The sequence below is a fragment of the Streptococcus sp. LPB0220 genome, from assembly GCF_008727815.1.
GTDB lineage: Bacteria > Bacillota > Bacilli > Lactobacillales > Streptococcaceae > Streptococcus.
Genome location: NZ_CP044230.1, coordinates 411,081 through 426,019 on the forward strand (window position 1 = coordinate 411,081; position 14,939 = coordinate 426,019).

Genomic DNA, 14,939 nt, shown 5'->3' on the forward strand with positions numbered 1-14,939 from the left:
CGTGGCTAATATTACTACAAGTTTATTTCAAGAAATGGTTCAAGCGGGGTCTACGCGCTTAAATAAACAAGCGGAATATGTAAACTCTTTGAACGTCTTTCCTGTACCAGATGGAGATACAGGAACCAATATGGGAATGACCATCGAAAATGGGGCCAAAGAAGTATCTGACCGTTCTGCATCAACTGTTGGAGAAGCAGCAGGGATCTTCGCTAAAGGTCTCTTGATGGGTGCGCGTGGGAACTCAGGAGTCATCACTTCTCAATTGTTCCGCGGATTTTCTCAAAGTGTCAAAGACAAAGAAGAATTGGATGGAGCAGCACTTGCAGCAGCCTTCCAATCTGGGGTAGAAGTTGCTTATAAAGCCGTTATGAAGCCGGTTGAAGGAACCATTTTGACGGTTTCTCGTGGAGCAGCCATCGGGGCTAAGAAAAAAGCAGAATCTACCAACGATGCAGTAGAAGTTATGCGTGCCGCTCTTGAAGGAGCTAAAACTGCTCTTGCGAAGACTCCAGATATGTTGCCAGTCTTGAAAGAAGTTGGCGTGGTAGACTCTGGTGGTCAAGGGTTGGTCTTCATCTATGAAGGATTCTTGTCAGCCTTGACAGGTGAATTCATCGCTTCTGAAGAGTTCCAAGCAACACCTGCAACCATGTCAGAAATGATCAATGCAGAACACCACAAGTCAGTCGCTGGCCATGTCGCAACTGAAGACATCAAGTTTGGTTACTGTACAGAAATCATGGTCGCTTTGAAACAAGGTCCAACCTATGTCAAAGACTTCGATTATGATGAATTCCGTAACTATTTGAACAACCTTGGGGATTCTCTATTGGTGGTGAATGACGATGAGATTGTCAAAGTTCACGTCCATACAGAAGATCCAGGTCTTGTCATGCAAGAAGGTCTTAAGTACGGAAGCTTGGTCAAGGTGAAAGTCGACAACATGCGTAACCAACACGAAGCGCAAGTTGAAAAAGAAGAACGTCAAGCCAAACCAGTTGAAGAAAAAGAATATGCCATCATCGCAGTAGTTGCTGGTGATGGATTGGCTGATATCTTTAAAGCGCAAGGAGTTGATTACATCATCTCTGGTGGTCAAACCATGAACCCATCGACAGAAGACTTTGTCAAAGCAGTTGAAGAGTTGAATGCGCGCAACATCATTATCTTGCCAAACAACAAAAATATCTTGATGGCCGCTCAATCTGCAGCAGAAGTGATTGAGCAACCTGCAGCAGTTGTTGAGACCAAGACCATCCCTCAAGGATTGACTAGTCTTCTTGCCTTTGATGAAAGCAAATCAATCGAAGAAAACTACGAACGCATGAGCGCTTCATTGGGCGATGTTGTGTCTGGTAGTGTGACAACAGCGGTTCGCGATACCACTATTGATGGGCTTGAAATCCATGAAAATGATAATCTTGGAATGGTCGATGGCAAAATCGTTGTTTCAAACCCAGATATGATGGAAACCTTGGAAGAAACATTCGCTCATATGTTGGATGAAGACAGTGAAATTGTGACCATCTATGTCGGTGAAGACGGAAGTGAGGAGTTGGCAAATGAATTGGCCCAAGCCCTTGCTGAAAAATACGAAGATGTAGAAGTAGAAATCCACCAAGGTGGCCAACCTGTCTACCCATACTTGTTTAGTGTAGAATAATTGAACAGAAGGTTCCTTTCGGAACCTTTTTTTGTATATAGAAAAACGAGGAGATTCCCTATGAAATCAGCGTGATTCAGAGGAATTGAGATTGAAGTGACCCCTACACGGAAGCTTTATTCGTGAGAAAAAGAGGTTTCTGCAAAAAGTCTCACATTCATCAGTTTTTTATTCAAATGGAAGAGCTTGAAAAGAGGGGGAAATGGTTTGAGCAGTGGAGTTTTTAGACAAGAAAGACGCGATATGTTATACTGGTATCAGTATGTGAAAGGAGAGTTATAAAAATGAAGAAATTTTTTGTAACCCTTGGGCTAGCCATTTTGGTATTGACTGGTTGTTCGCAATCCCAAACGAAGAAAACTACAACCGCTAGCTCATCTAGCAGTTCCACTGTTAAAAAAGAAGTAAAAAATGAAGAAAAAACCACAACCTTAGTAGGAGATATCAATGGAACAAAACACCGGGATATCATCAAATCTAAGGGAGATAAGGTTGAAAACCTTCGTATCGAAGTGACAGCTGATCTGCCCCAACAACTTAGAACTATCGCAGCAGAGAAGTCACCTGAAGAACTTACAGCAGCCATTCAAGCTTTGCTGGAGCAAAATGAAGACTACAAGAAGCTAAAAACCGTTCCCGGTTTTAGTTTGGAATACACAGTCACACCAGAAAAAAAATTGCTCTCAACCAGTGTGATTGACCTCAACCAAATTGACGCCAAGTCTCTTGAAGAAATTTCTTACTTCAAAGATGCTGGTCTCAATGATTTGAAAAACATGAAGGCAGATGCCTTGGTCAAGGCCTTGAAACTGCATGGTATGAAAGAAGAAGGTCAGTAAGAAGAATAGAAAAAGTCGAGTGAAGTCACTTGGCTTTTTTTAGTGACTTTTGTCATGTGAGCGAGTGACAAAATTATCTAGTGGCTGTTATTTTCTTTCGCTATAATATAGTCAGAAAGTAAGAGGTAAGGAAAAATGAAACAATGGTTCTATAAAGTGTTTACGTTAACAGTGGTGGGGATGGTCGTCTATTTGATCTTTTCAAAGGATGATAGTCTCTATTACCATTTTCCTTGGGAATTATTTGCTGGGATTGGCATCATGAGCTGGGCGGTTCAAGAAGGATTGAAAATGATCAAGGCTGTTAAAAAGGAGATGGAGCAATGAAAAAGAAGTTTGAAATTGGATTGGTAGCTGTTTTGTGTTTGCTCCTTTGGGCAACTGAGATGATGACGGGCTGGTTTTCTGCCCATTTTCCTAGCTGGTTTTTCCAAACAGTTTGGGGAGTGACCTTGGTCGTCTTTGTCATCATTCCAGCTGGTCAAATCTGGTTGAAAGGAGAGTCTCATGAGTGTCATTAGAGTAGAGAACTTGAACAAAAGTATCAAAGGAAAGGTGATCCTAGAAGATCTTTCTTTCACAGTGGAGAGAGGGGATTGTCTGGCCTTGATTGGACCAAACGGAGCTGGGAAAACAACCTTGATGAACTGTCTGCTGGGAGATAGGAAGGCGACTTCTGGAACTATTGAAGTAGAGGGAAAAGCTCCTGGTCATCCTCAGTTAAAGGCTAGTGTCTCTTATCTCCCTCAAGAGAATGCCATCGTGCAAAAGCTAACCGTGCAGGAACTGATCAACTTCTTTCGCTCTATTTATCCCAACCCCTTAACATGGGAAGAAATTGATGATCTATTGCGATTCAGTCTGGAACAAAAGAAGCAATTGGCTAGTAAGTTGTCTGGTGGTCAAAAGCGCCTCTTATCCTTTGTTCTAACCTTGATTGGTTGTCCGAGTCTTTTGTTTTTGGACGAGCCAACTGCGGGAATGGATACGTCCACTCGCCAACGCTTTTGGGAAATCGTCGGGCATTTAAAGGACCAAGGTGTAACTATTGTCTATTCTTCCCATTACATCGAGGAAGTAGAGCACACAGCCGATCGAATTTTGGTCTTGCATCAGGGGCATTTGCTTCGGGATACGACTCCACTAGCTATGAGAAGCGAAGAGGTAGAAAAACATTTTACCTTGCCTTTGCGCTACCAAGCTCTAGTGGCAGAGATGGAAGACATTGGTCAAGTGGTCATTAAACCCGATGCCCTTCAGGTTGTGACACGGGACGCCAATCGTTTGTGGAGGCGATTGCAAGAAGAAAGCTGTTCAATCCAAGAGATTGAAGTGACCAATAGAAGTTTATTGGATTCTATTTTTGAAAATACAAAGGAAGTAGGTAGAGAAGATGAAACGCATGAAAGCTCTTGGCGTGGTTGAGTGGCATTTAACTAAACGCCAAGCCATTTATTACTTGTTATCAATTGGGATGCCTACGGCCTTTTATCTCTTCTTTTCAGGGATGTACCAGGACACACCAGGGGCACCCGCTCACTTTATGAGGGATTATCTCCTCTCCATGACGGCATTTTCTATGATGTCTACGGCTATCTTTTCTTTTCCAACAGTTCTTGAAACCGATCGACTCAACAATTGGCAAAAAGTCTTGCGCCATACCCCCGTATCTATGGTAGAATATTATTTAATAAAGGTTGTGGGTCTCTTTGTCGATTTTCTTCTATCGATTGGAGTTGTCTTTACCGTGGGCCATGTGGTGCGCCATGTGGACATGCCCCTCCAGGATTGGGTCTTGTCGGCCTTTATTCTCATCCTAGGAAGCCTAGCTTTTGTAGCGATCGGCCTCGTTTTGACCCTGCTTCCTTCTAGTCAATTGATGTCGGTCGCGGGCAATCTCCTTTACATGGGGCTGGCTGTCATGGGTGGCCTTTGGATGCCCATTAGCCTCTTTCCAGAATGGATGCAAGCCATTGGCAAATGCCTGCCAACCTATCAATTGATGGAACTGATCAAGACCTTTTTAAACAAGGGGCAGGTCAATGTCTTTGCGAGTGTCTATTTAACCTTGTTTACCCTGGTCTTGTTTGCCCTTGTTATCATCTATCGTCGTCATTCTGAGGTTCGTTCATGATTGAAAAACTCAAACATATTCACCATATGTTTTACGTAGGCCTAATCTTTATGGTCTTTCCCTTTGCTTCTATTTTCTTAGGGCAAATTCCTTGGTGGCATTCCTTTTTAGCTCTCTTTTTTATGGTGAGCTATCTTGGAATCCTCATTACTGAAAATAGGACACTGACCTGGATATTTTGGATGTATCTTTTGGCTTACATAGGTGGAAATACCTTATATGTTGGGACAGGTTTTTGTTGGTTTTACTATTATCTAAGCAATATTTTAGTTTATCGTTTTAGAGTCCACAATTTTCGCTCTCCCTTTCTTTGGACGGCCTTTTTATCACAACTGATCCTTTTGGGAGCCTTGTTATTTAATAGGGAGATGAGAGAAAATGATTGGCTTTTTGTCCTGATCGTCTCTTTGTTTATCGCGGTTATGACCTTTAGTATGGTCCGGATGGAGATGATGGAAGAGTTGAAAGCTGACCATGCCAAGCAAAACGCCCAGATCAATCTCTTGTTGGCAGAAAACGAGCGCCATCGGATTGGCCGTGATCTGCATGACAGTCTAGGACACACCTTTGCCATGCTCAGTGTCAAGGCGGACCTAGCTGATCAATTCTTAGCATTGGGTCAGGTTGAGAAGGCCCAGGAGCAGGTGCAAGAGATTCAAGCCATCAGTCAAGAGTCCATGCACCAAGTCCGAGAGATTGTCGAGAACTTGAAGCAGCGAACCCTGGCAAGAGAGCTAGAAACCGTCAAGCAAATGCTGGAAGTGGCTCAAATCAAAGTTGAGATTCAAAATGAGCTTGATACAGCCAGCATCTCGCCGATTCTAGAATCTACTCTGGCCATGGTATCTCTGGAATTAGCTACCAATATGATCAAACACGCTAAAGCGACGCAGGCCCTTCTCTCTTATCGCTCCACCGAGACAGGTGTGGAAATGGTCGCAGAAGATAATGGCATCGGCTTTGCCACAGTCTCCGATAAAGACCTGCACTCGATTCGCGAACGGATTGCCTTGTTGGGAGGAGAGCTGGAGATCAGTCATCAACACAAGCCGACCCGGATAGAAATACGGATCCCCTATCAAGAAAGGAAATAAGATGCGCTTATTAGTTGCTGAAGACCAAAGTATGTTGCGCGATGCGCTCTGCCAGCTCTTGCTCCTACAAGAGGATGTGGAAGATGTCTTGCAGGCTGGCGATGGGCAAGAGGCTATTCATTTACTCGAAACACATCCAGTCGATATTGCGATTTTAGATATCGAAATGCCCATCAAAACAGGGTTAGAAGTGTTGGAATGGGCTAAAAGTCAACAACCCCAGCTCAAGGTCGTCATCGTTACCACCTTTAAGCGACCGGGCTATTTTGAGCGGGCCCTCAAGGCTGGAGTGGATGCCTATGTCTTAAAAGAACGCCGCATTACGGATTTGATGGCGACTCTTCATGCAGTTTTAGCAGGGCAAAAAGAATATTCGCCTGAATTAATGGAAGGGATCTTGACCCATCCCAATCCTCTAAGCCCTCAAGAAAAGGCAGTTTTAAAAGAAGTCGCAAAAGGGGCTTCTAACCAAGAAATTGCTGATCGCTTATTCCTCTCAAACGGGACCATCCGCAATTATATGTCAGCCATTCTGACCAAGTTGGATGCGGAAAACCGGACTGAGGCGGCAAAAATTGCCCAAGAAAAGGGTTGGTTATAAGGAAGAAAAGTTTCTAGGGTTTCCTAGAGACTTTTTTTCTGATAGACCTAGCATTTTTAGAAAAACTCTCATCATTCGGATTTGGATAGAAAATTCAGAAAATTTACTATTTTTACTTGAAATATTTTCTAAAAATGGTATGATAGTAGCATGCTAATTTGATATACAAAGTACTGGAAAGGAGAGACATGGAGAAAATTACCTTAGAAACTGCAAAAACCGGTTCAGAGCTCGTTCTTGAAACCCTGCGTGATTTGGGCATTGACACGATTTTTGGTTATCCTGGTGGAGCCGTTTTGCCTTTATACGATGCCATCTATAGCTTTGAGGGTATCCAGCATATCTTGGGTCGTCATGAACAAGGATGCTTGCATGAGGCTGAAGGCTACGCTAAATCAACTGGAAAGCTGGGTGTCGCAGTCGTCACTAGTGGACCGGGGGCGACCAATGCCATTACAGGGATTGCAGATGCCATGAGCGATAGCGTTCCCTTATTAGTCTTCACTGGTCAAGTCAATCGTGCTGGGATCGGGAAAGACGCCTTCCAAGAAGCAGATATTGTGGGAATTACCATGCCCATCACCAAGTACAACTATCAAGTACGTGAGACGGCAGATATTCCGCGAATTATCACAGAAGCTGTCCATATTGCGACGACCGGCCGTCCTGGCCCTGTGGTAATTGACCTTCCAAAGGATGTGTCTGCTTTAGAGACAGATTTCATCTATGAACCAAGTGTGAAGCTTCCAAGCTACCAGCCTACCATTGAACCCAATGAATTGCAGATCAAAAAGATTTTGAAGCAATTGAGTAAGGCTAAAAAACCAGTTCTTCTTGCTGGTGGTGGGGTGAGTTACGCTGGAGCTGCAAAAGAGTTGATTGCTCTAGCAGAGCGCTATCAGATTCCAGTAGTGACCAGTCTTTTAGGTCAAGGAACGATTGCGACCAGTCATCCTCTTTTCCTAGGAATGGGAGGAATGCATGGATCCTTCGCGGCCAATATCGCTATGACAGAGACAGATTTCATGATCAGTGTTGGTTGTCGATTTGACGACCGTTTGACAGGGAATCCAAAGACTTTCGCTAAAAATGCTAAGGTTGCCCATATCGACATTGATCCTGCAGAGATTGGGAAGATCATTGCTGTCGACATTCCTGTGGTTGGCGATGCAAAGAAAGCCTTGCAACAGTTGCTAGCAGAGCCAACGGTTCATAATAACACTGAAAAGTGGATCGAAAAGGTGACCCAAGATAAGAACCGGGTTCGTTCTTACGATAAGAAGGAACGGGTTGTGCAACCACAAGCTGTGATTGAACGCATTGGAGAGTTGACCAAGGGAGACGCTATTGTCGTCACAGACGTTGGACAACACCAAATGTGGGCAGCTCAATACTATCCTTACCAAAATGAGCGCCAATTGGTAACATCTGGTGGTCTAGGAACGATGGGATTCGGTGTTCCTGCAGCTATCGGAGCGAAAATTGCCAATCCAGATAAAGAAGTTGTTCTCTTTGTCGGAGATGGTGGTTTCCAAATGACCAATCAAGAATTGGCAATCTTAAATATTTATAAGGTTCCGATCAAGGTCGTTATGCTCAACAACCACTCGCTTGGAATGGTCCGTCAATGGCAAGAAGCCTTCTATGATGGTCGGACGTCAGAGTCAGTCTTTGATAGCCTTCCAGATTTCCAATTGATGGCGCAAGCCTACGGGATCAAGAATTATAAATTTGATAATCCTGATACTCTGGAGAAGGATTTGGAAGTCATCACAGAAGATGTACCAATGTTCATCGAAGTAGACATTTCTCGGAAAGAGCATGTCTTGCCGATGGTACCAGCTGGTAAGAGTAATCATGAGATGTTAGGGGTGAAGTTTAATGCGTAGAATGTTAACAGCCAAACTTCAAAACCGCTCAGGTGTTCTGAACCGCTTTACTGGAGTCTTGTCGAGACGTCAAGTCAATATCGAAAGCATCTCTGTTGGCGCAACAGAAAACCCTAATGTATCGCGGATTACCATTATCATTGATGTTGCTTCGCATGATGAAGTAGAGCAAATCATCAAACAGCTCAACCGCCAAGTGGATGTGATCCGTGTCCGGGATATCACTGATAAACCACACTTGGAGCGCGAAGTGATCCTGGTGAAAGTTTCTGCACCTGCTGAGAAGCGAGCAGAAATCTTGGCCATTATTCAACCTTTCCGTGCGACCGTGGTCGATGTAGCCCCAAGCTCTATCACCGTTCAAATGACGGGAAATGCAGAAAAGAGCGAAGCCCTCATTCGTGTTATTCGACCTTATGGGATTAAAAACATCGCCCGCACCGGTGCAACCGGATTTACTCGAGATTAATTCTCACCTTAACATTGTTAACCCCGCCTTAAAAAGGCAAATAATATAATAGAAAAGAGATTTTACTTATGGCAGTTCAAATGGAATACGAAAAAGACGTTAAAGTACCAGCACTTGATGGTAAAAAAATCGCCGTTATCGGTTATGGTTCACAAGGTCATGCACACGCACAAAACTTGCGTGATTCAGGTCATGATGTCATCATCGGTGTGCGTCCTGGTAAATCATTCGATAAAGCAAAAGAAGATGGATTTGAAGCTTACCCAGTTGCAGAAGCAACTAAATTGGCTGATATCATCATGATCTTGGCACCAGACGAAATCCAAAAAGATATCTACAAAGATGAAATCGCTCCAAACTTGAGCGCTGGTAAAGCTCTTGGTTTTGCCCATGGTTTCAATATCCACTTTGGTTACATCAAAGCTCCTGAAGACGTAGATGTCTTCATGGTGGCACCAAAAGGACCAGGTCACTTGGTACGTCGTACTTACACTGAAGGATTTGGTGTACCAGCACTTTACGCTGTCTACCAAGATGCTACTGGTAACGCGAAAGACATCGCAATGGACTGGGCAAAAGGTGTTGGTTCAGCACGTGTTGGTCTTCTTTCAACAACCTTCAAAGAAGAAACAGAAGAAGATTTGTTTGGTGAACAAGCCGTTCTTATGGGTGGTTTGACAAGCTTGATAGAAGCTGGATTTGAAGTTTTGACAGAAGCTGGTTATGCACCTGAATTGGCTTACTTCGAAGTCCTTCACGAAATGAAATTGATCGTTGACTTGATCTACGAAGGTGGCTTCAAGAAAATGCGTCAATCATGTTCAAATACTGCAGAATTTGGTGATTTTGTAACTGGTCCTCGTGTTATCGGTCCAGAAGTAAAAGAAAACATGAAAGCTGCCCTTGCTGATATCCAATCAGGTAAATTTGCACGTGAATTCGTTGAAGACCACGATGCTGGTTTCCCACGTTTGAAAGCCTTCCGCAAACAAGCTGAAGAACTTGAAATTGAAAAAGTTGGTGCTGAATTGCGTAAAGCAATGCCATTCGTTGGTCAAAACGACGATGACGCCTTCAAAATCTACAACTAATTGTCTGTAGAAGACTAAGCAAGTTGGGACACCCTAGCTTGCTTTTTTGATCAATACACAGCAACAGAGGTATGAAATGATAACAGCAAAAGATGTGGCCAAGGCCCATAAAATATTAAGTGGAGTCGTTGTCAATACGCCCCTTGAATACGACCACTATTTATCTGAAAAATATGGGGCAAAGATTTATTTGAAAAAAGAAAACGCCCAACGTGTTCGTTCGTTCAAGATTCGTGGAGCGTATTTTGCAATTTCTCAACTTTCAAAAGAAGAGCGTGAGCGTGGGGTAGTGTGTGCTTCTGCGGGAAACCATGCGCAAGGGGTTGCTTATACTTGTAATGAAATGAAGATTCCAGCAACCATCTTCATGCCGATTACAACACCGCAACAAAAGATCGGCCAAGTCCGCTTCTTTGGTGGGGACTATGTAACGATTAAGTTGGTGGGGGATACCTTTGATGCATCAGCTAAGGCGGCCCAAGAATTTACTCTTTCAGAAAAACGGACCTTTATTGACCCGTTTGATGATCCACATGTACAGGCTGGCCAAGGGACAGTGGCCTATGAAATTCTTGAGGAAGCTCGAAAAGAATCGATTGCCTTTGATGCTGTCCTTGTCCCTGTCGGTGGAGGAGGCCTCATTTCAGGTGTTTCTACCTATATCAAAGAAACAGATCCTCGGATTGAAGTCATTGGGGTAGAGGCCGAAGGAGCGCGCTCCATGAAGGCTGCTTTTGAAGCAGGTGGTCCAGTCAAATTACCAGAAATTGATAAGTTTGCAGACGGGATTGCTGTGCAAAAAGTGGGACAATTGACTTATGAAGTGACCCGTCAACATGTGGAAACTTTGGTTGGGGTCGATGAAGGCTTGATTTCAGAGACTTTGATTGATCTTTATTCCAAACAAGGGATCGTAGCTGAACCAGCAGGAGCGGCCAGTGTAGCATCCCTTGAAATCTTGCGCGAATACATCAAGGGGAAAACCATTTGTTGTATTATCTCAGGTGGGAATAATGATATCAACCGTATGCCTGAGATGGAAGAACGGGCTTTGATCTACGATGGGGTCAAACACTACTTTATCGTCAATTTCCCACAACGTCCAGGGGCCCTTCGTGAATTTGTAAATGATATCTTAGGGCCAAATGATGATATTACACGTTTTGAATACATCAAGCGTGCTAGTAAAGGAACAGGCCCTGTCTTGATTGGGGTTACTTTAGCCAATAAGCATGACTATGCAGGTTTGGTCAATCGTATTGAGCGTTTTGATCCGTCTTTCATTAACTTGAACGGAAATGAAACTCTCTATAATATGCTGGTCTGAGTATCATACAGAAACAATCAACTATTTAAGCAATATATTTTTATGGAATATATTGCTTTTTTATGAAGACTTGTGATATGATATGCGTAAATTAAAAGGAGGAACTTTTTATGCCTGGATTTTTTATCTTTATTTTATTCTTGCTAATGGTTGCAGGATTCATTGTGATCAGCTCACTATATGTGGTCAAGCAACAATCTGTTGCCATCATCGAGCGTTTCGGACGTTATCAAAAAATTAGCGATAGTGGCATTCATATGCGAGCGCCTTTTGGTATCGATAAAATTGCAGCGCGAGTTCAATTGCGCGTCTTGCAGAGCGAGATCGTGGTTGAAACAAAAACTCAGGATAACGTATTCGTTACCATGAATGTGGCAACACAATACCGAGTGAACGAAAGCAACGTAAAGGATGCCTACTACAAACTCATGCGTCCAGAATCACAGATTAAATCATACATTGAAGATGCTCTTCGTTCTTCTGTGCCTAAGTTGACCTTGGATGAATTATTTGAGAAAAAAGATGAAATCGCTCTTGAAGTTCAAAAACAAGTGGCAGAAGAAATGTCAACTTATGGATATATTATTGTTAAAACCTTGATCACCAAAGTTGAGCCAGATGCCGAAGTGAAACAATCCATGAACGAGATCAATGCAGCGCAAAGAAAACGCGTGGCAGCTCAGGAGTTGGCAGAAGCAGACAAGATCAAGATCGTTACTGCTGCCGAAGCTGAGGCGGAAAAAGACCGTTTGCACGGGGTTGGTATTGCCGAGCAACGGAAGGCCATTGTCGATGGATTGGCAGACTCTATTAAAGAGTTAAAAGGTGCGAATGTAGACTTGACCGAAGAACAAATCATGTCAATTCTCTTAACCAACCAGTACTTGGATACCCTAAATAATTTTGCAGATAAAGAAGGGAATAATACGATTTTCCTACCAGCAAACCCTGATGGCGTTGAAAACATTCGTACACAAATATTATCAGCCCTGAAAGCAAAGTAAACTTTTTATCATTTTTTAAAAAAGGTTCGTATTTTCAGCGATTTTAGTTGACAAAATGTGCAAAAAAATTTATATTAGTATTGGAAATAATAATATAGGAGAAAGATCATGGCTAAATCGAACTTTGAAAAAGTAGAATCAGTTGTTGGATGGGTACGTGATAAGAAAATTACAGGGTATCGTATCAGCAAAGAAACAAATGCCCGTGAAATGTCTATCATTGCCTTGGCTCAAGGACGTGCAAAAGTAAAGAACATCTCGTTTGAAACTGCACTTGGATTGATTGATTTTTATGACAAAAATCATCAAAAATTTGAAAATTAATTTGTTGTTCCAATTGAAAACCAGAGAGTGTGCTCTCTGGTTTTTTCGATGCCTCAAAAGCAGAAGCGATACAAAAACAGCTTGCTTCCATACTGGTAAGCAAACTGTTTCAAGAGATTAATGTAAGAAGCGTTGAAGAAATTCCTTGGTCCGTTCTTCTTTTGGATTGCTAAAGATTTCTTTCGGATCTCCTTGCTCAGCGATGACACCCTTGTCCATGAAGATGACCCGGCTAGAGACATCGCGAGCAAATTCCATTTCGTGGGTGACAACAATCATGGTGAGACCTTCTTTTGCTAGGTCTTGCATGATTTTCAAGACTTCCCCAACCATTTCTGGGTCTAGGGCAGAAGTGGGTTCATCGAAGAGAATGGCATCAGGATCCATAGAGAGGGCGCGTGCGATAGCAACCCGTTGTTTTTGGCCTCCTGAAAGTTGTTTCGGACGGGCAGCCCAATATTGAGATCCCATACCGACTTTTTCAAGGTTTTCTTTGGCAACTTTTTCTGCGGTTTCACGATCACGCTTGAGGACGGTTGTTTGTGCAACGATCGTATTTTCCAAGACATTTAAATTTTCAAAAAGATTAAAGCTTTGGAAAACCATTCCCAATTTCTCGCGGTAGTGGGTAAGATCATACTCAGGATCAAGAACATTTTGCCCACGATAGAGAATCTCTCCATCAGTAGGAGTCTCTAGAAGATTGATGGAGCGAAGAAAGGTTGATTTTCCGCTACCTGAGCTCCCGATGATGGAGATCACCTCTCCTTTTTCAACCGTGAGCGAAATATCTTTCAAAACCTCATTTTGACCATAAGATTTTTTTAAATGTTGAATTTCAAGAATTTTTTCTGCCATTATTTCACCTCATTGACTTGCATTTGATTGGCACCTGTAGTATAAGTATCAGAATCTAAGCGACGTTCGATGTAGCGAAGAATTCGTGTGATGGTAAAGGTGAGAACGAAGTAAATCACAGCGATGATCGTAAAGGTTGGGAAGTATTGGTAGTTTTGAGTTGCGACCGTATTTCCTGTAAAGTACAGTTCAACTACAGAGATAACATTTAAAACAGATGTATCCTTGATGTTAATAACAAATTCATTCCCTGTTGCTGGCAAGATATTGCGAACAACCTGTGGAAGGACGACCTTGCGCATGGTTTGTCCATGGGTCATTCCTAGAGCAGTCGCTGCTTCAAACTGACCTGGATCCACTGCTAAGATCCCACCACGAACAATCTCACTCATATAAGCTCCGGTATTGATTGATACGATAAAGATGGCGGCCCAGGTACGATCCAAGGAAATGTTGAAGGCTTGGGCGGAACCATAGAAAATGACCATGGATTGAACGATCATCGGAGTTCCACGGAAGATTTCAATGTAGACATTGAGGAACCAACCAAAGGCAGTTTGACATCCAGCAAGGAATTTATTTTTAGCCTTTGGAGCTGTTCGGAAGACACCGATTAACAAACCGATAATCAACCCAGCGATAGTTCCAGTCATAGAGATTAAGAGGGTCATTCCAGTTCCCCGTAAGAACTGTGGGCCATTATCCTTTAAAATCTTCATCATTTGGCTAAAGAATGTCTGCTTATCATCACTAGCATCACTGGAAGCTGGTTGCTTCTTAATCATATCATCCATGAGTTTGACTTGGTCTTCAGACGAAATCTTAGCTAGTGCGGCATTTACTTGGTCAAGTCTAGTATCACCCTTCTTCATCCCGATAGCGATGGTCGCATCTTCTTCTCCAACTTCAAATCCTTTTTTGAATTGGATCATCTTAAATTTTGAATTAGCGGACTCAGCGGTTAGGGCTTCTGGTCGTTCGGAAACATAAGCATCGATGACGCCGGATTCAAGCGCTTGACGCATTTGGGCAAAGTCTCCCATGGCGGTTTCTTGTTTTGCCCCTTTGAGTTGAGAAATGAGCGAGTAGAGGTAGACCCCTTGTTGAGAGGTAACCTTTGCATCTTTAAAGTCATCTAGACTAGTAGCATTCGCATAGTTTCCGTCTCTGCGGACCAGCATGACCGGCTCGCTGGTATAGTAGCTATTAGAGAAGGCGACCTCTTTTTTACGTTCAGCAGTGGGACTCATCCCGGCGATAATCATATCGATTTTACCAGATGTGAGTGCTGGAATTAAACCGTTCCAAGATGTTTTCACGATCAAAGGTTTTTTACCTAAATCCTCAGCAACTTTTTTGGCGATTTGGACATCGTACCCATTGGCATATTGGTTGGTACCATCAATCTTCACGGCTCCATTTGAATCATCTTCCTGGGTCCAGTTAAAGGGAGCGTAGGCCGCTTCCATTCCGATTCGTAAATAGTCATCTGCATGAGCAACCTGTGTGATGCCTAGGCAAATGAAAAGCCCTGTTAAGAGCGCGAATAATGTTTTTTTCATTTTTTCTCCTCTTCCTTATTTTAACTCTTCCTATTGTACGGTAAAATAGGTTGCATTTCAAGCATGCTCCTCTTTTTATTT

16 protein-coding genes are annotated in these 14,939 nt (G+C 42.9%); 14 read left to right on the forward strand and 2 right to left on the reverse strand.

The features are described from left to right. Position 1 precedes the first annotated feature (1 nt). The 14 genes from LPB220_RS02240 to LPB220_RS02305 all read left to right on the forward strand — a co-directional run bounded on the left by LPB220_RS02240 (position 2) and on the right by LPB220_RS02305 (position 12,438). Positions 2-1,666 carry a DAK2 domain-containing protein gene (locus LPB220_RS02240; RefSeq protein ID WP_150905356.1) on the forward strand — a complete coding sequence of 555 codons (1,665 nt, stop codon included), beginning with the start codon at positions 2-4 and terminating at the stop codon, positions 1,664-1,666. A 284-nt stretch (positions 1,667-1,950) separates the two neighbouring features. Further along, positions 1,951-2,505 carry an SP0191 family lipoprotein gene (locus LPB220_RS02245; RefSeq protein ID WP_070449821.1) on the forward strand — a complete coding sequence of 185 codons (555 nt, stop codon included), beginning with the start codon at positions 1,951-1,953 and terminating at the stop codon, positions 2,503-2,505. Between the two features lie 135 nt (positions 2,506-2,640). Beyond that, positions 2,641-2,832, forward strand: a complete 192-nt coding sequence (locus LPB220_RS02250; RefSeq protein WP_014712940.1) for a hypothetical protein — start codon at positions 2,641-2,643, stop codon at positions 2,830-2,832. Further along, a complete protein-coding gene (locus LPB220_RS02255) occupies positions 2,829-3,026 on the forward strand; it encodes a hypothetical protein (RefSeq protein WP_150905358.1) in 198 nt (65 codons plus the stop codon). Before LPB220_RS02250 ends, LPB220_RS02255 begins: the two co-directional genes overlap by 4 nt. Further along, complete coding sequence (locus LPB220_RS02260; RefSeq protein ID WP_150905360.1) at positions 3,013-3,930, forward strand: ABC transporter ATP-binding protein; 918 nt, start codon at positions 3,013-3,015, stop codon at positions 3,928-3,930. The genes LPB220_RS02255 and LPB220_RS02260 overlap by 14 nt, the downstream gene beginning before the upstream one ends. Beyond that, the gene (locus LPB220_RS02265; protein WP_150905362.1) at positions 3,899-4,639 is read left to right on the forward strand and encodes an ABC transporter permease; all 741 of its coding nucleotides are present in this window, start codon (positions 3,899-3,901) and stop codon (positions 4,637-4,639) included. Before LPB220_RS02260 ends, LPB220_RS02265 begins: the two co-directional genes overlap by 32 nt. Before the next feature lie 368 nt (positions 4,640-5,007). Beyond that, complete coding sequence (locus LPB220_RS02270) at positions 5,008-5,733, forward strand: sensor histidine kinase (protein WP_225305924.1); 726 nt, start codon at positions 5,008-5,010, stop codon at positions 5,731-5,733. 1 nt (position 5,734) lies between these two features. After that, entirely contained in the window at positions 5,735-6,334 is a 600-nt protein-coding gene (locus LPB220_RS02275; RefSeq protein ID WP_150905366.1) for a response regulator transcription factor, read from the forward strand. A 188-nt stretch (positions 6,335-6,522) separates the two neighbouring features. Continuing rightward, positions 6,523-8,223: an acetolactate synthase large subunit gene (locus LPB220_RS02280; protein ID WP_023919317.1), complete on the forward strand. Its 1,701-nt coding sequence runs from the start codon at positions 6,523-6,525 to the stop codon at positions 8,221-8,223. Then, positions 8,216-8,692, forward strand: a complete 477-nt coding sequence (gene ilvN / locus LPB220_RS02285) for an acetolactate synthase small subunit (RefSeq protein WP_003010242.1) — start codon at positions 8,216-8,218, stop codon at positions 8,690-8,692. Before LPB220_RS02280 ends, ilvN begins: the two co-directional genes overlap by 8 nt. Positions 8,693-8,760: 68 nt before the next feature. Next, complete coding sequence (gene ilvC, locus LPB220_RS02290) at positions 8,761-9,783, forward strand: ketol-acid reductoisomerase (RefSeq protein WP_003004157.1); 1,023 nt, start codon at positions 8,761-8,763, stop codon at positions 9,781-9,783. A 76-nt stretch (positions 9,784-9,859) separates the two neighbouring features. Further along, a complete protein-coding gene (gene ilvA, locus LPB220_RS02295; RefSeq protein WP_150905368.1) occupies positions 9,860-11,110 on the forward strand; it encodes a threonine ammonia-lyase IlvA in 1,251 nt (416 codons plus the stop codon). Positions 11,111-11,220: 110 nt separating this feature from the next. Further along, a complete protein-coding gene (locus tag LPB220_RS02300; protein ID WP_003010253.1) occupies positions 11,221-12,114 on the forward strand; it encodes an SPFH domain-containing protein in 894 nt (297 codons plus the stop codon). A 108-nt stretch (positions 12,115-12,222) separates the two neighbouring features. Continuing rightward, positions 12,223-12,438: a hypothetical protein gene (locus tag LPB220_RS02305; protein ID WP_006594972.1), complete on the forward strand. Its 216-nt coding sequence runs from the start codon at positions 12,223-12,225 to the stop codon at positions 12,436-12,438. A 117-nt stretch (positions 12,439-12,555) separates the two neighbouring features. Here the strand turns inward: LPB220_RS02305 and LPB220_RS02310 are convergent, their stop codons facing one another. After that, positions 12,556-13,296: an amino acid ABC transporter ATP-binding protein gene (locus tag LPB220_RS02310; protein ID WP_125826529.1), complete on the reverse strand. Its 741-nt coding sequence runs from the start codon at positions 13,294-13,296 to the stop codon at positions 12,556-12,558. Beyond that, a complete protein-coding gene (locus LPB220_RS02315) occupies positions 13,296-14,858 on the reverse strand; it encodes an ABC transporter substrate-binding protein/permease (RefSeq protein WP_049497670.1) in 1,563 nt (520 codons plus the stop codon). Before LPB220_RS02315 ends, LPB220_RS02310 begins: the two co-directional genes overlap by 1 nt. Positions 14,859-14,939: the final 81 nt, after the last annotated feature.

Excerpts from the sequence above, each read along its gene's own strand:
- LPB220_RS02245 (WP_070449821.1), top strand. The coding sequence starts at position 1,951 with ATGAAGAAATTTTTTGTAACCCTTGGGCTAGCCATTTTGGTATTGACT.
- LPB220_RS02250 (WP_014712940.1), top strand. The coding sequence starts at position 2,641 with ATGAAACAATGGTTCTATAAAGTGTTTACGTTAACAGTGGTGGGGATG.
- LPB220_RS02255 (WP_150905358.1), top strand. The coding sequence starts at position 2,829 with ATGAAAAAGAAGTTTGAAATTGGATTGGTAGCTGTTTTGTGTTTGCTC.
- LPB220_RS02260 (WP_150905360.1), top strand. The coding sequence starts at position 3,013 with ATGAGTGTCATTAGAGTAGAGAACTTGAACAAAAGTATCAAAGGAAAG.
- LPB220_RS02265 (WP_150905362.1), top strand. The coding sequence starts at position 3,899 with ATGAAACGCATGAAAGCTCTTGGCGTGGTTGAGTGGCATTTAACTAAA.
- LPB220_RS02270 (WP_225305924.1), top strand. The coding sequence starts at position 5,008 with ATGAGAGAAAATGATTGGCTTTTTGTCCTGATCGTCTCTTTGTTTATC.
- LPB220_RS02275 (WP_150905366.1), top strand. The coding sequence starts at position 5,735 with ATGCGCTTATTAGTTGCTGAAGACCAAAGTATGTTGCGCGATGCGCTC.
- LPB220_RS02280 (WP_023919317.1), top strand. The coding sequence starts at position 6,523 with ATGGAGAAAATTACCTTAGAAACTGCAAAAACCGGTTCAGAGCTCGTT.
- ilvN (WP_003010242.1), top strand. The coding sequence starts at position 8,216 with ATGCGTAGAATGTTAACAGCCAAACTTCAAAACCGCTCAGGTGTTCTG.
- ilvC (WP_003004157.1), top strand. The coding sequence starts at position 8,761 with ATGGCAGTTCAAATGGAATACGAAAAAGACGTTAAAGTACCAGCACTT.
- ilvA (WP_150905368.1), top strand. The coding sequence starts at position 9,860 with ATGATAACAGCAAAAGATGTGGCCAAGGCCCATAAAATATTAAGTGGA.
- LPB220_RS02300 (WP_003010253.1), top strand. The coding sequence starts at position 11,221 with ATGCCTGGATTTTTTATCTTTATTTTATTCTTGCTAATGGTTGCAGGA.
- LPB220_RS02305 (WP_006594972.1), top strand. The coding sequence starts at position 12,223 with ATGGCTAAATCGAACTTTGAAAAAGTAGAATCAGTTGTTGGATGGGTA.
- LPB220_RS02310 (WP_125826529.1), bottom strand. The coding sequence starts at position 13,296 with ATGGCAGAAAAAATTCTTGAAATTCAACATTTAAAAAAATCTTATGGT.
- LPB220_RS02315 (WP_049497670.1), bottom strand. The coding sequence starts at position 14,858 with ATGAAAAAAACATTATTCGCGCTCTTAACAGGGCTTTTCATTTGCCTA.